The 18,888-nt window shown below is 60.0% G+C and carries 16 protein-coding genes; 9 read left to right on the top strand and 7 right to left on the bottom strand.

What is annotated here, in order from left to right; translation table 11 throughout:
- Nucleotides 1-29: 29 nt before the first annotated feature.
- Nucleotides 30-206, bottom strand: coding sequence for a PA1571 family protein (locus tag AC19YQ_RS13530; RefSeq protein ID WP_219261512.1), 177 nt, complete (start codon nt 204-206; stop codon nt 30-32).
- Nucleotides 207-458: 252 nt separating this feature from the next.
- On the opposite strand from AC19YQ_RS13530, the gene AC19YQ_RS13525 reads away from it, so the two are divergent.
- The gene (locus tag AC19YQ_RS13525) at nt 459-2,216 is read left to right on the top strand and encodes an ABC transporter transmembrane domain-containing protein (RefSeq protein WP_500595307.1); all 1,758 of its coding nucleotides are present in this window, start codon (nt 459-461) and stop codon (nt 2,214-2,216) included.
- 123 nt (nt 2,217-2,339) lie between these two features.
- Here AC19YQ_RS13525 and ppnP read toward each other — a convergent pair whose 3' ends face one another.
- Both ppnP and AC19YQ_RS13515 read right to left on the bottom strand, forming a co-directional pair.
- Nucleotides 2,340-2,621 (bottom strand): pyrimidine/purine nucleoside phosphorylase, encoded by a 282-nt coding sequence (gene ppnP / locus AC19YQ_RS13520; protein WP_500595306.1) that lies wholly within the window; start codon nt 2,619-2,621, stop codon nt 2,340-2,342.
- Between the two features lie 79 nt (nt 2,622-2,700).
- Complete coding sequence (locus tag AC19YQ_RS13515) at nt 2,701-3,243, bottom strand: 3'-5' exonuclease (RefSeq protein ID WP_133077174.1); 543 nt, start codon at nt 3,241-3,243, stop codon at nt 2,701-2,703.
- A 189-nt stretch (nt 3,244-3,432) separates the two neighbouring features.
- Here AC19YQ_RS13515 and AC19YQ_RS13510 point away from each other — a divergent pair, with 189 nt between their 5' ends.
- Nucleotides 3,433-4,224, top strand: a complete 792-nt coding sequence (locus AC19YQ_RS13510) for a substrate-binding periplasmic protein (RefSeq protein ID WP_500595305.1) — start codon at nt 3,433-3,435, stop codon at nt 4,222-4,224.
- Nucleotides 4,225-4,289: 65 nt separating this feature from the next.
- On the opposite strand, the gene AC19YQ_RS13505 is transcribed toward AC19YQ_RS13510, so the two are convergent.
- The 4 genes from AC19YQ_RS13505 to dsbD all read right to left on the bottom strand — a co-directional run bounded on the left by AC19YQ_RS13505 (nt 4,290) and on the right by dsbD (nt 8,411).
- Nucleotides 4,290-4,838: an RNA polymerase factor sigma-70 gene (locus AC19YQ_RS13505; RefSeq protein ID WP_133077176.1), complete on the bottom strand. Its 549-nt coding sequence runs from the start codon at nt 4,836-4,838 to the stop codon at nt 4,290-4,292.
- A 205-nt stretch (nt 4,839-5,043) separates the two neighbouring features.
- The gene (dsbG, locus tag AC19YQ_RS13500; RefSeq protein ID WP_339474053.1) at nt 5,044-5,817 is read right to left on the bottom strand and encodes a thiol:disulfide interchange protein DsbG; all 774 of its coding nucleotides are present in this window, start codon (nt 5,815-5,817) and stop codon (nt 5,044-5,046) included.
- On the bottom strand, nt 5,796-6,668 hold the full coding sequence (locus tag AC19YQ_RS13495; RefSeq protein ID WP_339474051.1) for a prolipoprotein diacylglyceryl transferase family protein: 873 nt from the start codon (nt 6,666-6,668) through the stop codon (nt 5,796-5,798). The genes dsbG and AC19YQ_RS13495 overlap by 22 nt, the downstream gene beginning before the upstream one ends.
- Entirely contained in the window at nt 6,669-8,411 is a 1,743-nt protein-coding gene (dsbD, locus tag AC19YQ_RS13490) for a protein-disulfide reductase DsbD (RefSeq protein ID WP_500595304.1), read from the bottom strand. It lies immediately after the preceding gene.
- 146 nt (nt 8,412-8,557) lie between these two features.
- On the opposite strand from dsbD, the gene AC19YQ_RS13485 reads away from it, so the two are divergent.
- The 7 genes from AC19YQ_RS13485 (at nt 8,558) to glyA (ending at nt 18,884) form a co-directional block, all read left to right on the top strand.
- The gene (locus tag AC19YQ_RS13485; RefSeq protein WP_339474048.1) at nt 8,558-9,238 is read left to right on the top strand and encodes a response regulator; all 681 of its coding nucleotides are present in this window, start codon (nt 8,558-8,560) and stop codon (nt 9,236-9,238) included.
- Nucleotides 9,235-10,563, top strand: coding sequence for an ATP-binding protein (locus AC19YQ_RS13480; protein ID WP_339474047.1), 1,329 nt, complete (start codon nt 9,235-9,237; stop codon nt 10,561-10,563). Before AC19YQ_RS13485 ends, AC19YQ_RS13480 begins: the two co-directional genes overlap by 4 nt.
- Nucleotides 10,564-10,934: 371 nt before the next feature.
- On the top strand, nt 10,935-12,344 hold the full coding sequence (gene cycA / locus AC19YQ_RS13475) for a D-serine/D-alanine/glycine transporter (RefSeq protein ID WP_133077181.1): 1,410 nt from the start codon (nt 10,935-10,937) through the stop codon (nt 12,342-12,344).
- 87 nt (nt 12,345-12,431) lie between these two features.
- The gene (gcsR, locus tag AC19YQ_RS13470; RefSeq protein ID WP_133077182.1) at nt 12,432-13,961 is read left to right on the top strand and encodes a transcriptional regulator GcsR; all 1,530 of its coding nucleotides are present in this window, start codon (nt 12,432-12,434) and stop codon (nt 13,959-13,961) included.
- Between the two features lie 339 nt (nt 13,962-14,300).
- Nucleotides 14,301-14,678, top strand: coding sequence for a glycine cleavage system protein GcvH (gene gcvH / locus AC19YQ_RS13465; RefSeq protein ID WP_133077183.1), 378 nt, complete (start codon nt 14,301-14,303; stop codon nt 14,676-14,678).
- A gap of 14 nt (nt 14,679-14,692) precedes the next feature.
- Complete coding sequence (gene gcvP, locus AC19YQ_RS13460) at nt 14,693-17,563, top strand: aminomethyl-transferring glycine dehydrogenase (RefSeq protein WP_500595303.1); 2,871 nt, start codon at nt 14,693-14,695, stop codon at nt 17,561-17,563.
- A gap of 67 nt (nt 17,564-17,630) precedes the next feature.
- Nucleotides 17,631-18,884 carry a serine hydroxymethyltransferase gene (gene glyA, locus AC19YQ_RS13455; protein ID WP_133077185.1) on the top strand — a complete coding sequence of 418 codons (1,254 nt, stop codon included), beginning with the start codon at nt 17,631-17,633 and terminating at the stop codon, nt 18,882-18,884.
- The last annotated feature ends 4 nt before the right edge of the window (nt 18,885-18,888 follow it).

Raw genomic sequence — 18,888 nt, 5'->3', positions numbered from 1 at the left:
GATCATGAACAAGGTCTTGCAAGCAAGGATCAGTCCTTGCGGGACGGCTTGACCAGGCGTTGCTCCAGTTCGTGGCAAGCGTCCTGGATCATGGCTTCAGTGATCAGGATCTCCTGTCCATTCTCGTCGATAAACGCGCACCCCAGGGATTGCTGTGGTTGGGTGCGAATCACCGGTACGGCTTGAGCGTTCTGTTGCAAATCCATGGCCTGTCTCCTCATCAGGGTGTAGCGCTACTGTAGATCCGATTAATGACCAAGCGGTTACAAACTTGGCCACCAGCCCAGTCCAACAGAAATATCCTGAAACTTCCAGCCCGACTTTAGAACATTACTGCCTAGGACCTGTTGAGGCAGGTCATAATCAAAACGAGTGAGAAAGGTTTACCAGCGTAAGCCGAACTTCGTTGTAGGCTGTGTAAGGCTTTTTACGCTGATCCTCATTCTGGATACCCTCCCATGCTTTCGTCCCGTCATCGTCGTGCCATCCGCCTGGCCACCCATTTCATTGCGCCCTATCGTTGGCATGCCGGTGGCGCCCTGTTGGCCCTGATTGTGACAGCGGGCATTACCTTGTCGATGGGGCAGGGCATTCGCTTGCTGGTGGACAAGGGTTTTATGACCCAGTCCCCGCACCTGCTTAACCAGTCCATCGGTTTTTTTCTGATGCTGGTGCTGGGATTGTCCGTGGGCACCTTTGTGCGTTTTTATCTGGTGTCGTGGATCGGTGAGCGGGTGGTCGCGGACATTCGGCGCCAGGTGTTCAATCACCTGATCGATTTGCACCCGGGGTTCTACGAGAACAACCGCAGTTCGGAAATCCAGTCACGACTGACCACCGACACCACCTTGTTGCAATCAGTGATCGGCTCTTCGCTGTCCCTGTTCTTGCGCAACAGCCTCATGGTGATCGGCGGCGTGGTGCTGTTGTTTGTCACCAACCCCAAACTCACCAGTATCGTGGTGGTCGCCTTGCCACTGGTGCTGGTGCCCATTCTGTTTTTTGGTCGCCGGGTGCGCAGCCTGTCGCGCCAGAGTCAGGACCGGATTGCCGATGTCGGCAGCTATGTCGCCGAGGCCCTGGGCCAGATCAAGACGGTCCAGGCCTATAACCATCAACAGCAAGACCAGCAGCGCTTTGCCAGCACCGTTGAGCATGCGTTTGCCACCGCACGCAAACGTATCCTGCAACGGGCATGGTTGATCACGTTGGTGATTTTGCTGGTACTGGGCGCCGTCGGGGTGATGCTGTGGGTCGGTGGCATGGACGTGATCGCGGGGCGCATCACCGGTGGCGAGCTGGCAGCCTTTGTGTTCTACAGCCTGGTGGTGGGCAGCGCGTTTGGCACCCTGAGTGAAGTCATTGGCGAACTGCAACAGGCGGCGGGTGCGGCCGAGCGAATTGCCGAGCTGCTGCAGGCAAAAAGCCTGATCTTGCCACCGAGCACCGACCTGCGCGTTTTACCCGAGCGGGTGGACGGTAATCTGCAACTCGAAAACCTGCGGTTTTCCTACCCGTCACGGCCTGAAAGCTACGCGATTGACGGGCTAAGCCTGTCGGTCAACGCGGGGGAAACCCTGGCGTTGGTGGGGCCTTCGGGGGCAGGCAAGTCGACGTTGTTTGACCTGCTGTTGCGCTTTTACGATCCCCAGCAAGGCCAGATCCTGCTTGAGGGGCAGCCGATCACCCAACTTGACCCGCAAGACCTGCGCCGTTGCTTTGCCCTGGTGTCGCAAACCCCGGCACTGTTTTTCGGCACCATTGAAGACAACATTCGCTACGGCAATGCGGGTGCAAGCGATGGGCAAGTTGAAGCCGCCGCACGGATTGCCCATGCCCATGACTTCATCCTGCAAATGCCCGAGGGCTACAAAACCCACTTGGGTGATGGCGGTCTGGGGTTATCGGGCGGTCAACGCCAGCGTCTGGCTATCGCCCGGGCGCTGCTGGTGGATGCCCCGATCCTGTTGCTGGACGAAGCCACCAGTGCCCTGGATGCCCAGAGCGAACACTTGATCCAGCAGGCATTGCCCAGCCTGATGCAAGGCCGCACGACGCTGGTGATTGCTCATCGCCTGGCCACTGTGCAGAACGCCGACCGCATCGCGGTCATGGATCAGGGCAAGCTGGTTGCCATCGGCACCCACGCACAGTTGATCGCCAGCAACCCGCTGTATGCGCGGTTGGCGGCGTTGCAGTTCAACGTAGGGGTGTAGCGGTGGGAGCGGGCTCGCTCGCGATGGCATCAACGCGATTCAACAGACAGACCGGGTCGTCTGTATCGCGAGCAAGCCCGCTCCCACATGGCAGCATCAAGACAGTTGCTGCCAGAGGGGGATTTAGCGGTACTCACACAGGTAAGCGGTGTCCACTGCAACCTTGAGCTGGAACTTGCTGTTGGCCGGTACGTTGAACTGGCTGCCGCTCTTGAAGGTTTCATGCTCGCTGCTGCCCGGCAGCTTGACGCTCAGTTCACCCGAGACCACGTGCATGATTTCACGCTCGGCTGTGCCGAACTCGTATTCGCCCGCAGCCATGACGCCAATGGTGGCCTTGCCTTCGGTTTGTGCGAAGGCAATCGACTTGACGGTGCCGTCGAAGTATTCGTTGACTTTAAACATGGCGATTCCTCGGAATGGGCTAAAAAAGGCTGGCCAGTATGCAGAAGCCGTTTTATCCCGTCACGCCCTTTTGTGGCCGTCACCCCTTGAGTACCAGTGGCAATAAACGTGCAGTATTTCGCGCATCTTCCAGGGCACGATGCTGCTGGCCATTGAACTGCATTCCGGCCAGTTGCAGGGCGCTGTTAAGTCCAAGTGCACGCTTGAGCTGGCGGGCCTGGGCAAATTGCTGCTTGAGGTTCATGTGCGGCAATTGCAGCAGGGCACTGTCCAGTTGCTTCTGGCGCCATTCCTGCTCCAGCTGTTTGCGATCGTAGTCGCCCCAACTGGCCCACCCTTCAAGCTTGGGCAGATGCTGGCCGAGCCAGCGCTCGAACTGCTCCCACACCACCGTCATCGGAGCCCCGGAGTCAATGTTGGCCTGGGTGATGCGAGTCAGTTGACGGCAAAAGGGCGTCAAGAGGGGACGACGTTGGGGGCGAATAAAACGCTGAAAATGATCCACCTCCCGGCCGGCGCGAGTGACCACGCTGGCACCGATTTCAATCACTTCCATTTCTTCCAGGGGCCAGCCGCCATCATCGGTTGTGGCTTCCAGGTCAATTACCAGCCAGTGAGGCATGTGCAGCTTCCTTTAACAGCATCGGCGTTGAAGTGGGAGCGTAGCTAAAACACTGACCCGGGGACGTATTTTGTAGTGGGCCAGTCGACCGCTTGCTTGCTAGTCTATAGGCGGTTTAATGGTGTGCGTGCTCGATCTCAGGTCGTGTGTCGATCAATAAGTTCCAGCCATGGGCGGCGCGGGATGTATATGGTTTTAAAGTGTTCGCCGATACAGTTGGCTCATTGTGTGTTGCTGGCCCTCGGCATGATCTGGCTAACGCCGGTTTGGGCCGCCCAGGAAATCAGGGTTGGAGCTGCGCATTTCCCGCCGTATACCGTACGCCCCGAGCGCGGTGCCGACACCGGTCTGTTGTCACAATTGCTCAACGCCCTCAACCAGTTACAGAGCGACTACCGCTTTGTCCTGGTGCCCAGTTCGATCCCAAGGCGCGTGCGTGATTTTGAGCGGGGGCGGGTGGACATGATGATGTTCGAAAACCCTGCCTGGGGTTGGCAGGCGTTCTCGTACGCGGCCGTCGACATGGGCCTTGAAGACGCCGAAGTATTTGTCGCCAGGTACCAACCTGATCGGGCCCAACGATATTTTGATGAGTTGAGCGGCAAGCGGCTTGCGCTCTTTAGCGGCTATCACTACGCCTTTGCCGGGTTCAATTCGACCCCGAAATTCCTTGCCGATACCTTCAGCGCAACCCTGACCTATTCCCACGAAAGCAACCTGTTGATGGTCCTGCGCGGGCGGGCAGACATTGCATTGATGACACGCTCCAACCTGATCGACATTCAGCGCTACGACCCTAAGGTCAAGTCACAGATCATGATGTCCGAGCGTGTCGATCAGATCTATCGGCACTACGCGTTGCTGCGGCTCGATGCACCGATCAAGAGTCAGCAATTCGCGCAAATGATGAGCAGTCTTCGAGACAATGGACAGTTGAGAGCCATTTTTGCTCCCTACCAGATTGACGTGGTCGAGATGTAGGGGAAGGTCAGTCAAGCGGCACTCTTTGCAGCAGCTGCCGAAGCAACGAGGCCGCTGCTCCGGCGTTAACGGCGGGCGTAGGTATCGGGGTGCGTTCCCGAGACCTCGCGGCAGTGAATCAGGGCATCGCGAATCATGAAATTGACCAGCGTTGGCGACACGCCCAGCTCCTTGGCGATGTCTTTTTGCTGCACGCCGTGCAGGCGGTACATCTCGAACGCATAGCGCGTGCGGCTCGGCAATTCGGTCAGTGCAAGCGCGATGTGTTCCAGGGTCGAGAAATTGATCAGCGAGGTTTCGGGGGAGGCGCCGTGGATGACCACGTTCAGGCCTTCCTCTTCGGTGCCCGAGTATTTCTGCTCCAGCGCCTGCTTGCGGTAGTGATCAATCGCAAGGTTGCGCACGATCTGGAACAGGTAGCTGAGCTGTGCCTTGAATGAAGAGGTGATCTGCGGCGCGGACTGCAAACGGAAGAAAGCATCCTGCACGACATCCTCGGCCCTGTATCGACAACCGGTGATGCGTGCTGCGATTTTGACCAGGACCAGTCGGTTATCAACAAAGGCTTGAAGTAAGGGTGAGTCGCACTTGCCTGTGGACATTTGTTCCGTCATGGAGATCACCTGTTGCGAAAGTTTGAGTGAGGCGCTCTTCGTGGGAAGCGTCCTACACAGCTGTTCACAAACTAGGCTTAATGATAATGATTGTCAATTGAGAAATAGAACTAATAGCACCTGAGGAGGCGGACTGAGACATGCTTCACGACGGTGTCGGCAACTGGCTGCGATCTTGTGTGGGCAAGAACGCAGCCTGCGGTTTTTACTTGGGCCCGAGAATCTGCACCAGTTTTTCCGGCGACGGTGCGCCTTGCTGCTGTTGCAGGTTGCCTTGTTCATCCAGATAGAAAATCGCCGGGGTTGCAGCCACATCCAGCTCCTCCATCAGTTGGGCGTTGGCATCCAGCTTGGCCTGAACGTCAGCCGGGATTTTGGCCAAAGGCTTGAGCGTGCTGGCCTTGCCGGCTTTCTCGTGGTCGTGCAGGGCCTGCTGGGGATTTTTGGCGGCCAGCAAGGCGGCAGATTTGGCAGGGCTGTCTTCGCGGATGATACCCACCATGATGTGGCGCAATTGCACCTTGCCCGAGTCAACCCACGGACGGGCCTGTTCCCAGAACATGTTGCAGTACGGGCAGTTCGGGTCGCTGAACAGGTAAACAACCCGCGGTGCATCCTTTTTGCCGTCGGCGATCCAGTTGCTCTTTTCCATCTCGGCCCAGACTTGCTTGGCCATAGGTTCGTAAACCAGTTTTTGCAGCGGTGCCAGGCTCAAGTCATTGCCTTGGGCATCATACAAATTGCCCACCAGCACGTTGCCGTCCTGGGTCAGGTACAACGCCATGCCACGGTTCTGGTACTGGGCGGCATAGCCACGCAAACCGCCGGGTGCATCGAAACTGCCAATGATTTTTGCGCCTTTGGCTTCAATCTTCTTGATCGCTGGCGGCAGTTCCTCGGCCTGCAGTGCAGGGGATTGCAAAAGTGCAGTGCCCAGCAGGGCGGTCATGCTCAGGGTCAGCAGTTTGCGGTTAAACATTTTTGCTCATTCCTTGCAGGGTCGGCCTGTTGGGCCGACATTGAATTGTTCAGATTTAAGGGCTCCATGGCCCGGGCCAGGCTGGCTTGGGACAGTTCGCCCAGATGACTGCCCAGCAGCCTGCCTTCAGCGCTATAGAACAGCGTAGTCGGCAGGGCCATTGAACCGACTTTTTGTGCCAGTTGGCCGCCGCTGTCGAACAGCACGTTACTGAGATTCAGGCCCTGGGTTTCAAGGAAGGTACTGACGCTCTGCATGCTCTCGCCCTGGTTGACGAACAGGAACGTCACGTTCTGATGCTGATGCTGGGCGTTCTGCAGGACCGGCATTTCCCGTCGGCACGGCGGGCACCAGGTGGCCCACAGGTTGATCACCAAAGGCCCGCCCTGATAGCTGCTCAACTCCACGGACTCGCCGTTGGCGTTGCGCAACACCATCTCCGGCAGCCGCGTGCCTTGTTCGTAAAGGCTGGACGAGAGACTGGCAAGTAGCCAGAACGCCAGGCCACTGCCCAGCCCCCAGCCCAGTGGCCGCCGCAGGCCGGCTCTGCGCCAGCCCCAGATGACTGCACCGGCCACCACTGCGATCAGCCCCGGCCACAGCAAGAAGCCGCCATCGCGCAAGTCCAGGACTTGCAGCGGGTCGTCCTTGAAGTAGCGCCAATAGCTGATGACAAAACCGATGCGCGCCACCAGCAAGCCCAGTAGAAAAAGGCTGAACAGCACTGACTCGGGGTTTTCGCCACCGCGCTTGGCCACACGCCACCCCACCAGTGTCGCCAGGGCAAGGGCCAGAATCAGCAGCAAATGGTTGATGGCCAGCGCAAACGAACCGATGGTCAGGGTGAGCATTTAGAGGAGTTCCCGAGTGGCGTTCCAGTTATTCAAGAAGGTCTGGGCGTTGACTTCGCCAGTGATGCGTTGCCCGCGACGCTCGATTCCGTTGGGGCCGATCCAGACAAAGCTGGGCGGGCCCGGTACCTGATAGCGGCTGAGCAGCTCGCGGCTGGCGACATTATCGGCGGTCACGTCAAGACGCAACAGGCGCACCCCTTGCAGTGCATCCATGACCTGGGGTTTGCCGAACACCTGCTTCTCCATGACCTTGCACGACACACACCAGTCGGCGTAGTAATCGAGCATGACCCACTGGCCATCGGCCTTGGCGCTGGCCAGTTCCCGGTCCAGGCCTGCGGGGTCCTTGATGGTGATGAAAGCGTCGTGGGCCGTGCTTGCAGAGCTGGCGCCCGCCACTGTCCCGGCGGTGTAGACCTGCAAGGGTTGCCACAGATCGGTACCGCCACCGGCAGCACCCACCAGCAACAGGCTCCCCCATAGGCCTGCCAGCAGACTTAACGGAGTGAACAGCGTTTTGGCCCGCAGGAATGTCTGCGCCTGCTGCCACAGGCTGCACGCCACAATGACCAGCAGGACGCCCCACAGGCCGACCCACAGGGACTCATCGAGTACCGGGCGCACCAGCAACAGCGCCGTACCCAGGAACAGGAAGCCAAACAGGCCTTTCATCAGGTTCATCCAGGCGCCGGGCTTGGGCAGGAAGCGGCTGCCTACGGTCACCAGCAGCAACAGCGGTACGCCGATTCCCAGGCCCATCACAAACAGCACCAGGCCACCTTCGACGGCATTGCCACTTTGCGCGATATACAGCAAGGCACCGGCCAGGGGGGCGGTCATGCAGGGGCCAACGAGCAAGCCGGACAGGGCGCCGAGAATACCTGCGCCGATCAGGCTGCCGCCCTTGCGCCCACGCCCGGCAGTTTCGAGGCGGTCCCGCAGGGCGGCAGGCAATTGCAGTTCAAAAAAGCCGAACATGGGCAGCGCCAGCACCACGAACAGCGCGGCAAAGCTGCCCAGCAGCCACGGCTGTTGCAGCAGGGCCTGCAAGTTGGCGCCCAGCAGGGCAGCCAGCACGCCCAGTCCGGCATACACCAGCGCCATGCTGATCACATAACTGCCGGCCACGGCAAAACCGCGTCCGGCTGTGGCACCACTGCCCACGACCAGACCGGCCAGAATCGGCAGCATCGGCAGTGAACACGGAGTGAAGGCCAGCAGCAGGCCCAGGCCGAAGAACAGCAGTAAACTCCAGCCCAGCGAGCGCTGCTGCAAGCTTGCCGCCAGTGACTGGTCTTGCGCCTGGCCTTGGGCTGTCACAGGCTGCGCGCCGCCCAGATCGACCGTCTGGCTTTGTGGCGGGTAGCACAGGCCTGCATCGGCGCAGCCTTGCCAACTGACCTTGACCTGACCGCTGGCGCCTGCCGGGATCAGTATCGAAACACTGTCGCGATACACCTGGGTGGCGCCAAAGAATTCATCGCTGTGTTCCAGCCCCTGAGGCAATACCGGGGTTTTTTCCGGGTCCAGCCCGTCGAACTTGAAGCGCTTTTGATACAAATAGTAGGTATCGGCTATTTTCCACTGCAGGCGGGTTTCGCCTGAGGGCAATGGCTCGGCACTGAAGGTAAAGGCCTTGTTGACCGGCAGAAAGTCAGGCTGTGCAAACGGATTGTTCGCGGTCTGGGCCTGGGCCACACCGACCAAACACATCAATAGAAAGGACAGCAGCAAACGCATGGGTAAAGCCTTGGGCAAGTTCAAGTCCAGCTACAGTGTGTTCCTGCGATTAACCGATCATTAACCGATGCACACTGCGGTGTACACGGCATAATCGGCCCTTAATCCCATGACCTTTTAATCGGCTCATTTAAGCGGGTATCAGCATGCATGTACTGGTTTGCGAAGACGACGAACTGATCGCCAGCGGCATCAAGGCCGGGCTGACTGCCCAGGGCCTGACGGTTGAGCACGTCGGCACGGCCAGTGCCGCGCGGGCCATGTTGAAGGCTGCCGAGTTCGATGTGATGGTGCTCGACCTTGGCCTGCCCGACGAAGACGGCCTCAAGTTGCTGCAACAGTTGCGCCAGCAGGGGCTGGAGTTGCCCGTGCTGATTCTGACGGCCCGTGACTCGGTGACCGATCGTGTCGACGGTCTGCAGGCCGGTGCCGATGATTACCTGCTCAAACCCTTCGATCTGCGTGAACTCGCAGCGCGACTGCATACGTTGCTGCGCCGGGTGGCCGGGCGCAGCGTCAACCTGATCGAGCACGGCAGCCTCACGTACGATCCCAGCAGTCGCGTGACCTTGCTGGCGGGTCAGCCGGTGGACTTGTCCCGTCGTGAACAGGCGTTGTTGCAAGCCTTGCTGCACAACCGGGGGCGTGTGCTGTCCAGTGAGCAACTCAAGGACAGCATCTACGGCTTTGGTGACGAACTGGAGAGCAACGCCCTGAACGTTCATATCCATCACCTGCGGCGTAAATTGGGCAACGGTATCGTTGAAACCGTACGCGGCCTGGGCTATCGCCTGGGGCCTGCCGATGGCGCAGAGTCACAGGCATGATGAGCCTGCGCCTGCGCTTGAGCCTGACGATCGGTTCGGCGTTTGTTCTGGTCTGGGCCCTGGCAGCGGCCTGGATGCTCAGCGATCTGCGTCAGCAAATGATGTTTTCCCTCGATCAGCGGCTGGTGGCCTCGGCGCGTATGGTCGCGGGGTTGCTGGAGCAGTTGCCGCAATTGCCGGTAAAAGGCGAGGGCACCCATTTCAGTGCCGAGCAACTGACCGTTCCAGGCGGCATGGCCTGTCAGGTCAGCTCGTTGCGCGGCGAGATCCTGGCCCGCAGCCACAACAATCCGGACCAGCCGATGCAGTCGCAAGCGGCAGGTTTTCATGACCAGGTCATCGACGGAGCCGCCTGGCGCACCTTCACCCTGGATCGCGGAGATCTGCGCATTACCACGGCTGATCGCCAGGTCGAGCGCGAGGCGCTGAACCTGTCGGTGCTGCTGGCTGCATCGGTGCCGGTGGGCATGGCACTGATGGTCTGCTTATTGCTGCTATGGCTGGGGATCGGCCAGGGGCTGGCACCGCTCAACCGGATGCGCGATGCCTTGATGCGCCGCGATGCCGATTCATTGCAACCGCTGCAGATCACGCCATTGCCCAGCGAGCTGAAACCGCTGCTCGACTCCCAGAACCAGCTCTTTGCGCGCATTGCCAAGACCATCGAACGGGAGCGGCGCCTGACCGGTGATGCTGCCCATGAACTGCGCAGCCCGCTGACCGCGATCAAAACCCACCTGCAAGTGGCGCGCATGACCGATGGCGAGGCCCGTGAACAGTCACTGGCCCATGCCGAAGCGGGTGCCGACCGCTTGCACCGCACCCTTGAGCAATTGCTGCTGCTGGCGCGGGTTGAAGGCAGCCTGTCGTTTGATGACGGAGTCAATTGTTCGGCCGAGCAAGTGGCGCGCCTGGCGATCCATGATGCCGCCAGTGCCGGTGGTGAGCACATACGTTTGCATTTGCCGCCAGACCTCCCGGCCACGGCACTTGAAGTCCCTTCGGTATTGGCCATCGCGGCGTTGCGCAACTTGCTGGATAACGCTTTGCGCCACACCCCGCCAGACACTCAGGTGGAGTTGACGGTTGCCGTGGATGGCTCGCACGTCAGCTTCGTGGTCCGTGACCACGGTCCCGGCATAGCCCCCGAAACACTGCAACACATGACCCAGCGCTTCTGGCGCAACGGCAACAGCAACGGTTGCGGGCTGGGCCTGGCGATCGTGCAGGCGATTGTCGAGCGTTGCCGTTGCGAACTGACGTTCGACAGCCAGTCCGATGGCTTGCGGGTTGAATTGCGGATGCCATTGAAAAGCACTGTTTAAGGGGGTGGGAGCGGGCTTGCTCGCGATGCAGGCGACGCGGTCTGGCAGGTCGGCCGCAGTGATGCCATCGCGAGCACGTCCGTTCCCACAATGGTCATGTCGGTTCGAATGCGCTCCAATGTACTGATTTCGTTACAACTTCAGTTGGACCATGGTTTACAGTACCCGCGCTCTACTGAACCACCCACAGACGGCATTTTTGTGGAGTGATTCCATTCCGGATAAACAGACCCCCACGGCGCATAAACGGCCCGCTTGACCGCTTCTACGGGGATGGCACAGAACGTGCTCATGTCCTTTCGTCCACACCGGGTGAACATGATGTTTGTCTGGTGAGAGGACCCCGTACAAGAACAATAAGAGGATGATTCATGCAAAATCACCGACCTGCCACAGAAGAACCAGAACTGCAGCGCAGCCTGTCCAATCGCCATATCCAGCTGATCGCCATCGGCGGTGCCATCGGTACCGGCCTGTTCATGGGCTCCGGCAAGACCATCAGCCTCGCAGGCCCCTCGATCATCTTCGTCTACATGATCATCGGCTTCATGCTGTTTTTCGTGATGCGCGCCATGGGCGAGTTGCTGTTATCCAACCTCAAGTACAAGTCGTTCATCGATTTTGCATCGGACCTGCTGGGCCCTATGGCGGGTTACTTCACCGGTTGGACCTACTGGTTCTGCTGGATCGTGACTGGCATCGCCGACGTGATCGCGATCTCTGGCTATACGCACTTCTGGTTCCCGGACATCCCCCTGTGGCTGCCTGCAATCGGCTGCGTCGCGCTGCTGCTGTCGCTGAATCTGATCACAGTGAAAATGTTCGGTGAGCTGGAATTCTGGTTTGCCATGATCAAGATTGTGGCCATTTGCGCGCTGGTCTGCACCGGGCTCTATATGGTGACCACTGCGTTCCAGTCGCCGACGGGCAACTCCGCATCCCTGACCAATCTGTGGAATGACGGCGGAATGTTCCCCCACGGCGTGATGGGCTTCTTTGCCGGTTTCCAGATTGCCGTGTTTGCCTTTGTCGGTATCGAGCTGGTGGGCACCACCGCCGCAGAAACCAAAAATCCGGAGCGCAATCTCCCCCGTGCGATCAATTCGATTCCGCTGCGCATCATCATGTTCTACGTGTTTGCGCTGATCGCGATCCTGGCCGTTACCCCGTGGCGTGATGTCGTGGCCAACAAGAGTCCCTTCGTTGAACTCTTCATGCTCGCCGGTCTGCCTGCTGCGGCTGGCATCATCAACTTCGTGGTTCTGACCTCTGCGGCTTCTTCGGCCAACAGCGGCGTGTTCTCAACCAGTCGCATGCTGTTTGGCCTGGCAATGGATGGCGATGCCCCGAGCAAGTTCAAGAACCTGTCCCGGCGATCGGTGCCTTCCAACGGCCTGATCTTCTCCTGTATCTGCCTGCTGGCGGGGGCGCTGGTGATCTATGTGGTGCCTAACCTGATGGAGGCGTTCACCCTGATCACCACGGTATCGGCCACCCTGTTCATGTTTGTCTGGACCATGATCCTGCTGTCCTACCTGGCCTATCGCAAAAAACGTGATCACCTGCACCGCGCATCGAAATACAAGATGCCCGGTGGCAAGGTCATGGTTTGGGTCTGCCTGACGTTCTTCGTGTTTATTCTGGTACTGCTGGCTCTGGAAACCGACACCCGCCAGGCGCTCTACATGGTGCCCGTCTGGTTTGTGCTGCTGGCTTTGGGTTATCGCTCGGTTCGGCGCAATAAACAGGAGATCGAGAACCTGGCCTGCCAGGCAGAGTAATCGCGGTTTTCACGACACAGGTTTTGCCCGGGGGGCGGCACATGAGGTGCCGCCCCTTCGTTGTTTGCTGTCAGGGAGCGGTTGGTCATGCGAATTCACGTCACGTTCAAAGACCGCGTCGGCATCACCCAGGAAATCCTGATGCTGCTGGGCGCGCGTAACCTCAATCTCGACGCGGTGGAAATGAGCCCGCCGAATGTCTATATCGATGCACCCACCCTGTCCCGAAGCGTGCTTGAAGAGCTCGACCATGCGCTGATGCGGGTGGCAGGCGTGCAGGCCGTGAAGCTGGTTGACATCCTGCCGGGCGAGCGTCGGAGCCTGCAGCTGGAAGCCTTGCTCGCCGCCATGAGCGATCCGGTGATGGCCGTAGACCCCGACGGTTGCGTGCTGCTGGCCAATCCCAGGCTGACTGATCTTTACGGTCGTGATCCCACGGGTGAGCCGCTGTCGAATCTGTTCGCTGCACCGGATCTGGCCCGTACCCTGATCAATAAAGGCTTTCGCCTGCCCATGTGTGAAGTGAGTTTCAAGGGCTGCGACCTGCTCCTCGATGCCACGCCCATCAGCGGCGGTACAGAGGTGCTGGTGGGTGGTCTGCTGACGCTTTACCCGCCCAGCCGCATTGGTGAGCGATTGGCGTCGTTGCTGCGCGACCCGGCTGAAGGGCTGGAGGCCTTGCTGGGCAAGTCTGCGGTGCTTGAAGACCTCAAGTCGCGCTTGCACAAAGTGGCGAGCCTGGATGCGCCGCTGCTGATCCAGGGCGAAACCGGCACCGGCAAGGAACTGGTGGCTCACGCCTGTCATGCCATGAGTGCCCGGCGTGATGCATCGTTTTTGGCCCTCAACTGCGCAGCGCTGCCCGAGAGCCTGGCCGAGAGCGAGCTGTTCGGTTACTCCGCCGGTGCCTTCACCGGCGCCCAGCGTGGCGGCAAGCCGGGCCTGCTGGAGTTGGCGGACCGTGGCACGGTGTTTCTCGATGAGGTAGGAGAGATGTCACCGTACCTGCAGGCCAAGCTGCTGCGGTTCCTCAGCGACGGCTGCTTTCGGCGCATCGGTGGCGAGCGCGAGGTGCGGGTCAACGTGCGGGTGCTCTGTGCAACCCACCGCGACCTGGAACGCATGGTGAGGGAGGGCACCTTTCGCGAGGATCTCTACTACCGGCTCAACGTCCTTAACTTGCTGGTGCCGCCGTTGCGTGAGCGTGGCATGGACATCCTCCTGCTGGCCGAGCACTTCCTGCGACAGGCGTGCGAGCAGATCCACCGGCCGCCCTGCCGGCTGGCGGCGGCGACCCATCCGCTGTTGCTGGGTAATCGCTGGGCGGGCAACGTGCGCCAATTGCAAAACGTCATCTTCCGCGCTGCAGCGACCAGCGAGGGCGATGTGATTGATTGCGACAGCCTGGAGCTGGCCGGGACTGAGCTGACCAGCCAGAAGGCGGATGCCGAAGAAGTCGTCAGCCTGGAAGCGGCAATGCAGGGTTTCGAAAAAACCTTGCTGGAGCGTTTTTACGTGGCCTACCCATCTACCCGTCAGTTGGCTTCGCGCCTGCAAACCTCGCACACGGCCATTGGGCAAAGGCTGCGTAAATACGGGATAACCTCGCGCAATTGACACGGCGCGGATCCCGTTGCAGCTGCCTCGTTCCCTTGGCAGCTGCAACGGCAATGGCAGGCAATATGCCAGTGGTTTGAAAATGCTCCACCGGAGTGATTTCACTCCGCTCCCGCCTGAACCCCGCCTGTGCAGGACTAACCCCTCATCACCCTGTCACGGCTGGAGCGGTATCGCTCCAAAGACCCGCTCGCAATACGCTTAAACTAATGTAAGTTACTGTTTTTAAAGTACTTTATTGAGTTGGCATCACACTTGCTCTTGTTCAGTCAGTAGCACCGTACCTGCGGTGGCCTGTCCGTCCTGCACCAGGACACATTGATAACAAGAGAAAAGTCCATGAGCACTCTGCGTTTTACTCCTGAACATGAATGGCTGCGTCTGGAAGCGTCGGGCGAGTTGACCGTCGGCATTACCGATTTTGCCCAGCAAGCGCTGGGTGATGTGGTGTTTGTGCAGTTGCCCGATCTGGGGGTGTTCAGTGCAGGTCATGAGGTTGCAGTGCTGGAGTCGGTGAAAGCAGCCAGCAATATCACCATGCCGCTGACGGGGGAGATCGTGGAGGTGAACCAGGCGTTGGCGGATGACCCTGAGCAGGTCAACGCGTCGCCCATGGGCGACGGCTGGTTCTTCCGGATTCGCATCGACAACATGGCGGCTTTCAACGACCTGCTGGACCAGCAGGCCTATGACGCCTTTGTGGCCGAAAACGCCTGAGCCGGAGCATCCCCATGACCCAAGCACATTTGCCTCTGAGCACTGACAACGAGTTTATTGCCCGCCACATCGGCCCCGATGACGATGACCTGCGCGCGATGCTTGCGCGGGTTGGCCACGACTCTCTTGAAGCGCTGATTGAAAGCGTGGTGCCGCACAGCATCAAAGACACCAGCGTGCTCGAACTGACTGCCGGTGAGAGCGAAGCCCGGGCGCTGGCTGCAATCAAGACGATTGCTGGCAAAAACCTGTTGTTTCGCAACCACATCGGCCAGGGCTATTACCCGTGCCATACACCGCCTCCCATCTTGCGCAACCTGCTGGAAAATCCGGCCTGGTACACCGCGTATACCCCTTACCAGCCAGAGATCTCCCAGGGGCGGCTTGAAGCCTTGCTCAACTTCCAGACGATGGTCAGTGACCTGACCGGCATGGAAATCGCCAATGCCTCATTGCTGGACGAGGCGACAGCGGCGGCCGAGGCAATGACCTTCTGCAAACGCCTGGCAAAAAACCGGGCCCCGGCCTTTTTTGCCTCCCATCACTGCCACCCGCAAACCCTCGACGTGCTGCGCACTCGTGCCCAGCCGCTGGGCATTGAAGTGGTGGTGGGTGATGAGCGCGAGTTGGTGCAGGAAGATTTTGAGGGTTATTTCGGCCTGCTGCTGCAATATCCCGCCAGCACCGGGGCTATCGTGGATCACCGGGCACTGGTGCAGGGCGCCCACGGGGCCGGTGCCCTGGTGGCTGTGGCGGCGGACCTGCTGGCACTGACCCTGCTGACGCCGCCCGGTGAATTCGGTGCCGACGTGGTACTGGGCAGTGCCCAGCGCTTTGGTGTGCCGTTGGGTTTTGGCGGACCCCATGCGGCTTATTTTGCAACCCGCGACGGATTCAACCGCGACATGCCGGGGCGTCTGGTAGGCATTTCAATCGACCGCCACGGCAAACCGGCCATGCGCCTGGCCATGCAGACCCGTGAGCAACATATCCGCCGCGAGAAGGCCACGAGCAACATCTGCACGGCACAGGTGCTGCTGGCCAATATCGCCAGCATGTTCGCCGTCTACCACGGCCCTCAAGGCCTTGCGGACATTGCCCGACGGGTCCATCGCCTGACCTCGATTGTGGTTCAAGGGCTGCAACAGCTCGGGCACAAGGTCGAGCAGCAGCACTTCTTCGACACGGTCAGCGTGGTGCCTGCCACTTCGGTTCAAGACGTGATTGACGCTGCAACCGCAGCGCAGATCAACCTGCGCCGGATCGACCCGTTGCGTGTCGGCCTGTCGCTGGATGAAACCTGCGAGCAGGCCAGCGTGGAAGCCCTGTGGTCGGTGTTTGCAACACAGGGTCAGGCATTGCCGGACTTCGCCGCACTGGCGGCAGCGACGGGTGATTGCCTGCCGCTGGCGCTGTTGCGTGAGACGCCGATTCTGCAACACCCGGTGTTTAACCGATACCACAGTGAAACCGAGTTGATGCGTTACCTGCGCAAGCTGGCCGACAAGGATCTGGCGCTGGACCGCACCATGATTCCATTGGGCTCCTGCACCATGAAGCTCAATGCCGCCAGCGAGATGATCCCGATCACCTGGCCTGAGTTCGGCGCCTTGCATCCCTTTGCCCCGAGCGAGCAGACCCTGGGTTATCAGCAACTGACCCGGGAGCTGGAAGCCATGCTCTGCGCGGCCACAGGCTACGACGCCATGTCGTTGCAGCCCAATGCCGGTTCCCAGGGTGAATACGCCGGTCTGTTGGCGATCCGCGCTTACCACGCCAGCCGTGGCGAGGCCGGTCGTGATGTGTGCCTGATCCCATCTTCAGCCCACGGCACCAACCCCGCCACCGCACACATGGTCGGAATGCGCGTGGTAGTCACGGCCTGCGATGCGCGGGGCAACGTCGACCTTGAAGACCTGCGTGCCAAGGCCATCGAACATCGTGATCGCCTGGCTGCACTGATGATCACCTATCCCTCGACCCATGGCGTGTTCGAAGAAGGCATCCGCGAAATCTGCTCGATCATCCATGAGCACGGCGGGCAGGTGTATCTGGACGGCGCGAACATGAATGCAATGGTGGGCCTGTGTGCGCCGGGCAAGTTTGGTGGCGACGTGTCCCACCTCAACCTGCACAAAACCTTCTGCATTCCCCACGGCGGCGGTGGCCCCGGTGTTGGCCCGATCGGGGTCAAGGCGCATCTGGCACCGTTCCTGCCGGGGCATCAGACCCTGGCCCGCAAGCAGGGCGCAGTGAGTGCGGCGCCCTATGGCAGCGCGAGCATTTTGCCGATCACCTGGATGTACATGCGCATGATGGGCGGGCAGGGCCTCAAGCGCGCCTCGCAGCTTGCAATTTTGAATGCCAACTACATCGCCCGTCGTCTGGAGGAGCACTACCCGGTGCTTTATACCGGCGACAACGGCCTGGTGGCCCACGAATGCATCCTCGACCTGCGCCCGCTCAAGGAAACCAGCGGGATCAGTGTCGATGACGTTGCCAAGCGCCTGATCGACTACGGCTTCCACGCGCCAACCATGTCCTTTCCGGTGGCCGGCACATTGATGGTAGAGCCCACGGAGAGTGAGTCCCTGGCCGAGCTGGACCGCTTCTGCGACGCGATGATCAGCATTCGTGAAGAGATCCACGCCGTGCACAACGGCACGCTGGACAAGGGTGACAACCCGCTCAAAAACGCGCCGCACACGGCAGCAGAGCTGGTTGGCGAGTGGACGCACCCCTACAGCCGCGAGCTGGCGGTATTCCCGCTGGAGTCATTGCGTGACGGTAAATACTGGCCGCCGGTGGGACGTGTCGACAACGTCTACGGCGATCGCAACCTGGCCTGCGCCTGCCCACCGATAGCCCTGTATCAGGACGCCTGATCGCTATGCCCGGATTACGATCCGGGCAGAGCCTGAAACGTGAATCTCTAATAAAAAGGAAAATCTCATGTTCCATAAAAGCCTGACCCTGTCTGATTTCGACCCTGCTCTGTTCGACGCGATCACTCGCGAGGCGCAACGTCAGGAAGACCATATCGAGCTCATTGCTTCCGAGAACTACACCAGCCCGCAAGTGATGCAGGCCCAGGGCACCGAGCTGACCAACAAGTACGCCGAGGGCTACCCGGGCAAGCGCTATTACGGTGGCTGCGAATATGTCGATGTGGTGGAGCAGTTGGCAATCGATCGCGCCAAGGAGCTGTTTGGCGCCGGGTATGCCAACGTGCAGCCGCACTCGGGCTCCCAGGCCAACTCGGCGGTGTACCTGGCGTTGCTGCAGGCAGGCGATACCATTCTGGGCATGAGCCTGGCCCACGGCGGCCACCTGACCCACGGGGCAAAGGTCAGTTCCTCGGGCAAGCTGTACAACGCCGTGCAATACGGTATCGACGGCAATGGCCTGATCGACTATGACGAAGTCGAGCGTCTGGCCCTGGAACATCGGCCAAAAATGATCGTTGCCGGTTTTTCGGCTTACTCCAAGACCCTGGACTTCCCGCGTTTTCGTGCGATTGCCGACAAGGTCGGGGCTTATCTGTTTGTGGACATGGCCCATGTCGCCGGGCTGGTTGCCGTTGGTCTGTACCCCAACCCGCTGCCGTATGCCGATGTGGTCACTACCACAACCCACAAGACCCTGCGCGGCCCGCGCGGCGGACTGATTCTGGCCAAGGCCGATGCGGACCTGGAGAAAAAACTCAACTCGGCGGTGTTTCCGGGTGGCCAGGGCGGGCCCCTGATGCATGTGATCGCGGCCAAGGCCGTGTGCTTCAAGGAAGCGCTGGAACCGGGCTTCAAGGATTACCAGTTCCAGGTCATCAAGAACGCTCAGGCCATGGCAGAAGTCTTCAAGCAGCGCGGGTATGACGTGGTCTCCGACGGCACCGATAATCACCTGTTTCTGGTCAGCCTGATCCGCCAGGGCATCACCGGCAAGGACGCCGATGCCGCATTGGGCCGGGCCCATATCACCGTCAACAAAAACGCCGTGCCCAATGACCCGCAGTCGCCGTTCGTGACATCGGGTTTGCGCATCGGTACACCCGCGGTGACCACCCGTGGTTTGCAGATTCCCGAGTGCCGTGCGCTGGCGACCTGGATCTGCGACATCCTCGATCATCCGGGTGATGCCGCCATCGAGGCCCGGGTCGCGCGGCAGGTCAGCGAAATGTGCGCTTTGTTTCCGGTGTATTCGAAGTAGAGGC

This window comes from Pseudomonas sp. MF06569 (genome assembly GCF_059862735.1).
This window is presented reverse-complemented; position numbering and strand designations above follow the sequence as displayed.

Bases quoted from the DNA above. Each gene is read 5' to 3' on its own strand.
- cycA (WP_133077181.1), top strand. From the start codon at position 10,935: ATGCAAAATCACCGACCTGCCACAGAAGAACCAGAACTGCAGCGCAGC.
- gcvP (WP_500595303.1), top strand. From the start codon at position 14,693: ATGACCCAAGCACATTTGCCTCTGAGCACTGACAACGAGTTTATTGCC.
- dsbD (WP_500595304.1), bottom strand. From the start codon at position 8,411: ATGCGTTTGCTGCTGTCCTTTCTATTGATGTGTTTGGTCGGTGTGGCC.
- AC19YQ_RS13530 (WP_219261512.1), bottom strand. From the start codon at position 206: ATGGATTTGCAACAGAACGCTCAAGCCGTACCGGTGATTCGCACCCAA.
- AC19YQ_RS13525 (WP_500595307.1), top strand. From the start codon at position 459: ATGCTTTCGTCCCGTCATCGTCGTGCCATCCGCCTGGCCACCCATTTC.
- AC19YQ_RS13515 (WP_133077174.1), bottom strand. From the start codon at position 3,243: ATGCCTCACTGGCTGGTAATTGACCTGGAAGCCACAACCGATGATGGC.
- dsbG (WP_339474053.1), bottom strand. From the start codon at position 5,817: ATGTTTAACCGCAAACTGCTGACCCTGAGCATGACCGCCCTGCTGGGC.
- AC19YQ_RS13485 (WP_339474048.1), top strand. From the start codon at position 8,558: ATGCATGTACTGGTTTGCGAAGACGACGAACTGATCGCCAGCGGCATC.
- AC19YQ_RS13480 (WP_339474047.1), top strand. From the start codon at position 9,235: ATGATGAGCCTGCGCCTGCGCTTGAGCCTGACGATCGGTTCGGCGTTT.
- glyA (WP_133077185.1), top strand. From the start codon at position 17,631: ATGTTCCATAAAAGCCTGACCCTGTCTGATTTCGACCCTGCTCTGTTC.
- AC19YQ_RS13505 (WP_133077176.1), bottom strand. From the start codon at position 4,838: ATGACGGAACAAATGTCCACAGGCAAGTGCGACTCACCCTTACTTCAA.
- gcsR (WP_133077182.1), top strand. From the start codon at position 12,432: ATGCGAATTCACGTCACGTTCAAAGACCGCGTCGGCATCACCCAGGAA.
- gcvH (WP_133077183.1), top strand. From the start codon at position 14,301: ATGAGCACTCTGCGTTTTACTCCTGAACATGAATGGCTGCGTCTGGAA.
- AC19YQ_RS13495 (WP_339474051.1), bottom strand. From the start codon at position 6,668: ATGCTCACCCTGACCATCGGTTCGTTTGCGCTGGCCATCAACCATTTG.
- AC19YQ_RS13510 (WP_500595305.1), top strand. From the start codon at position 3,433: ATGGTTTTAAAGTGTTCGCCGATACAGTTGGCTCATTGTGTGTTGCTG.
- ppnP (WP_500595306.1), bottom strand. From the start codon at position 2,621: ATGTTTAAAGTCAACGAATACTTCGACGGCACCGTCAAGTCGATTGCC.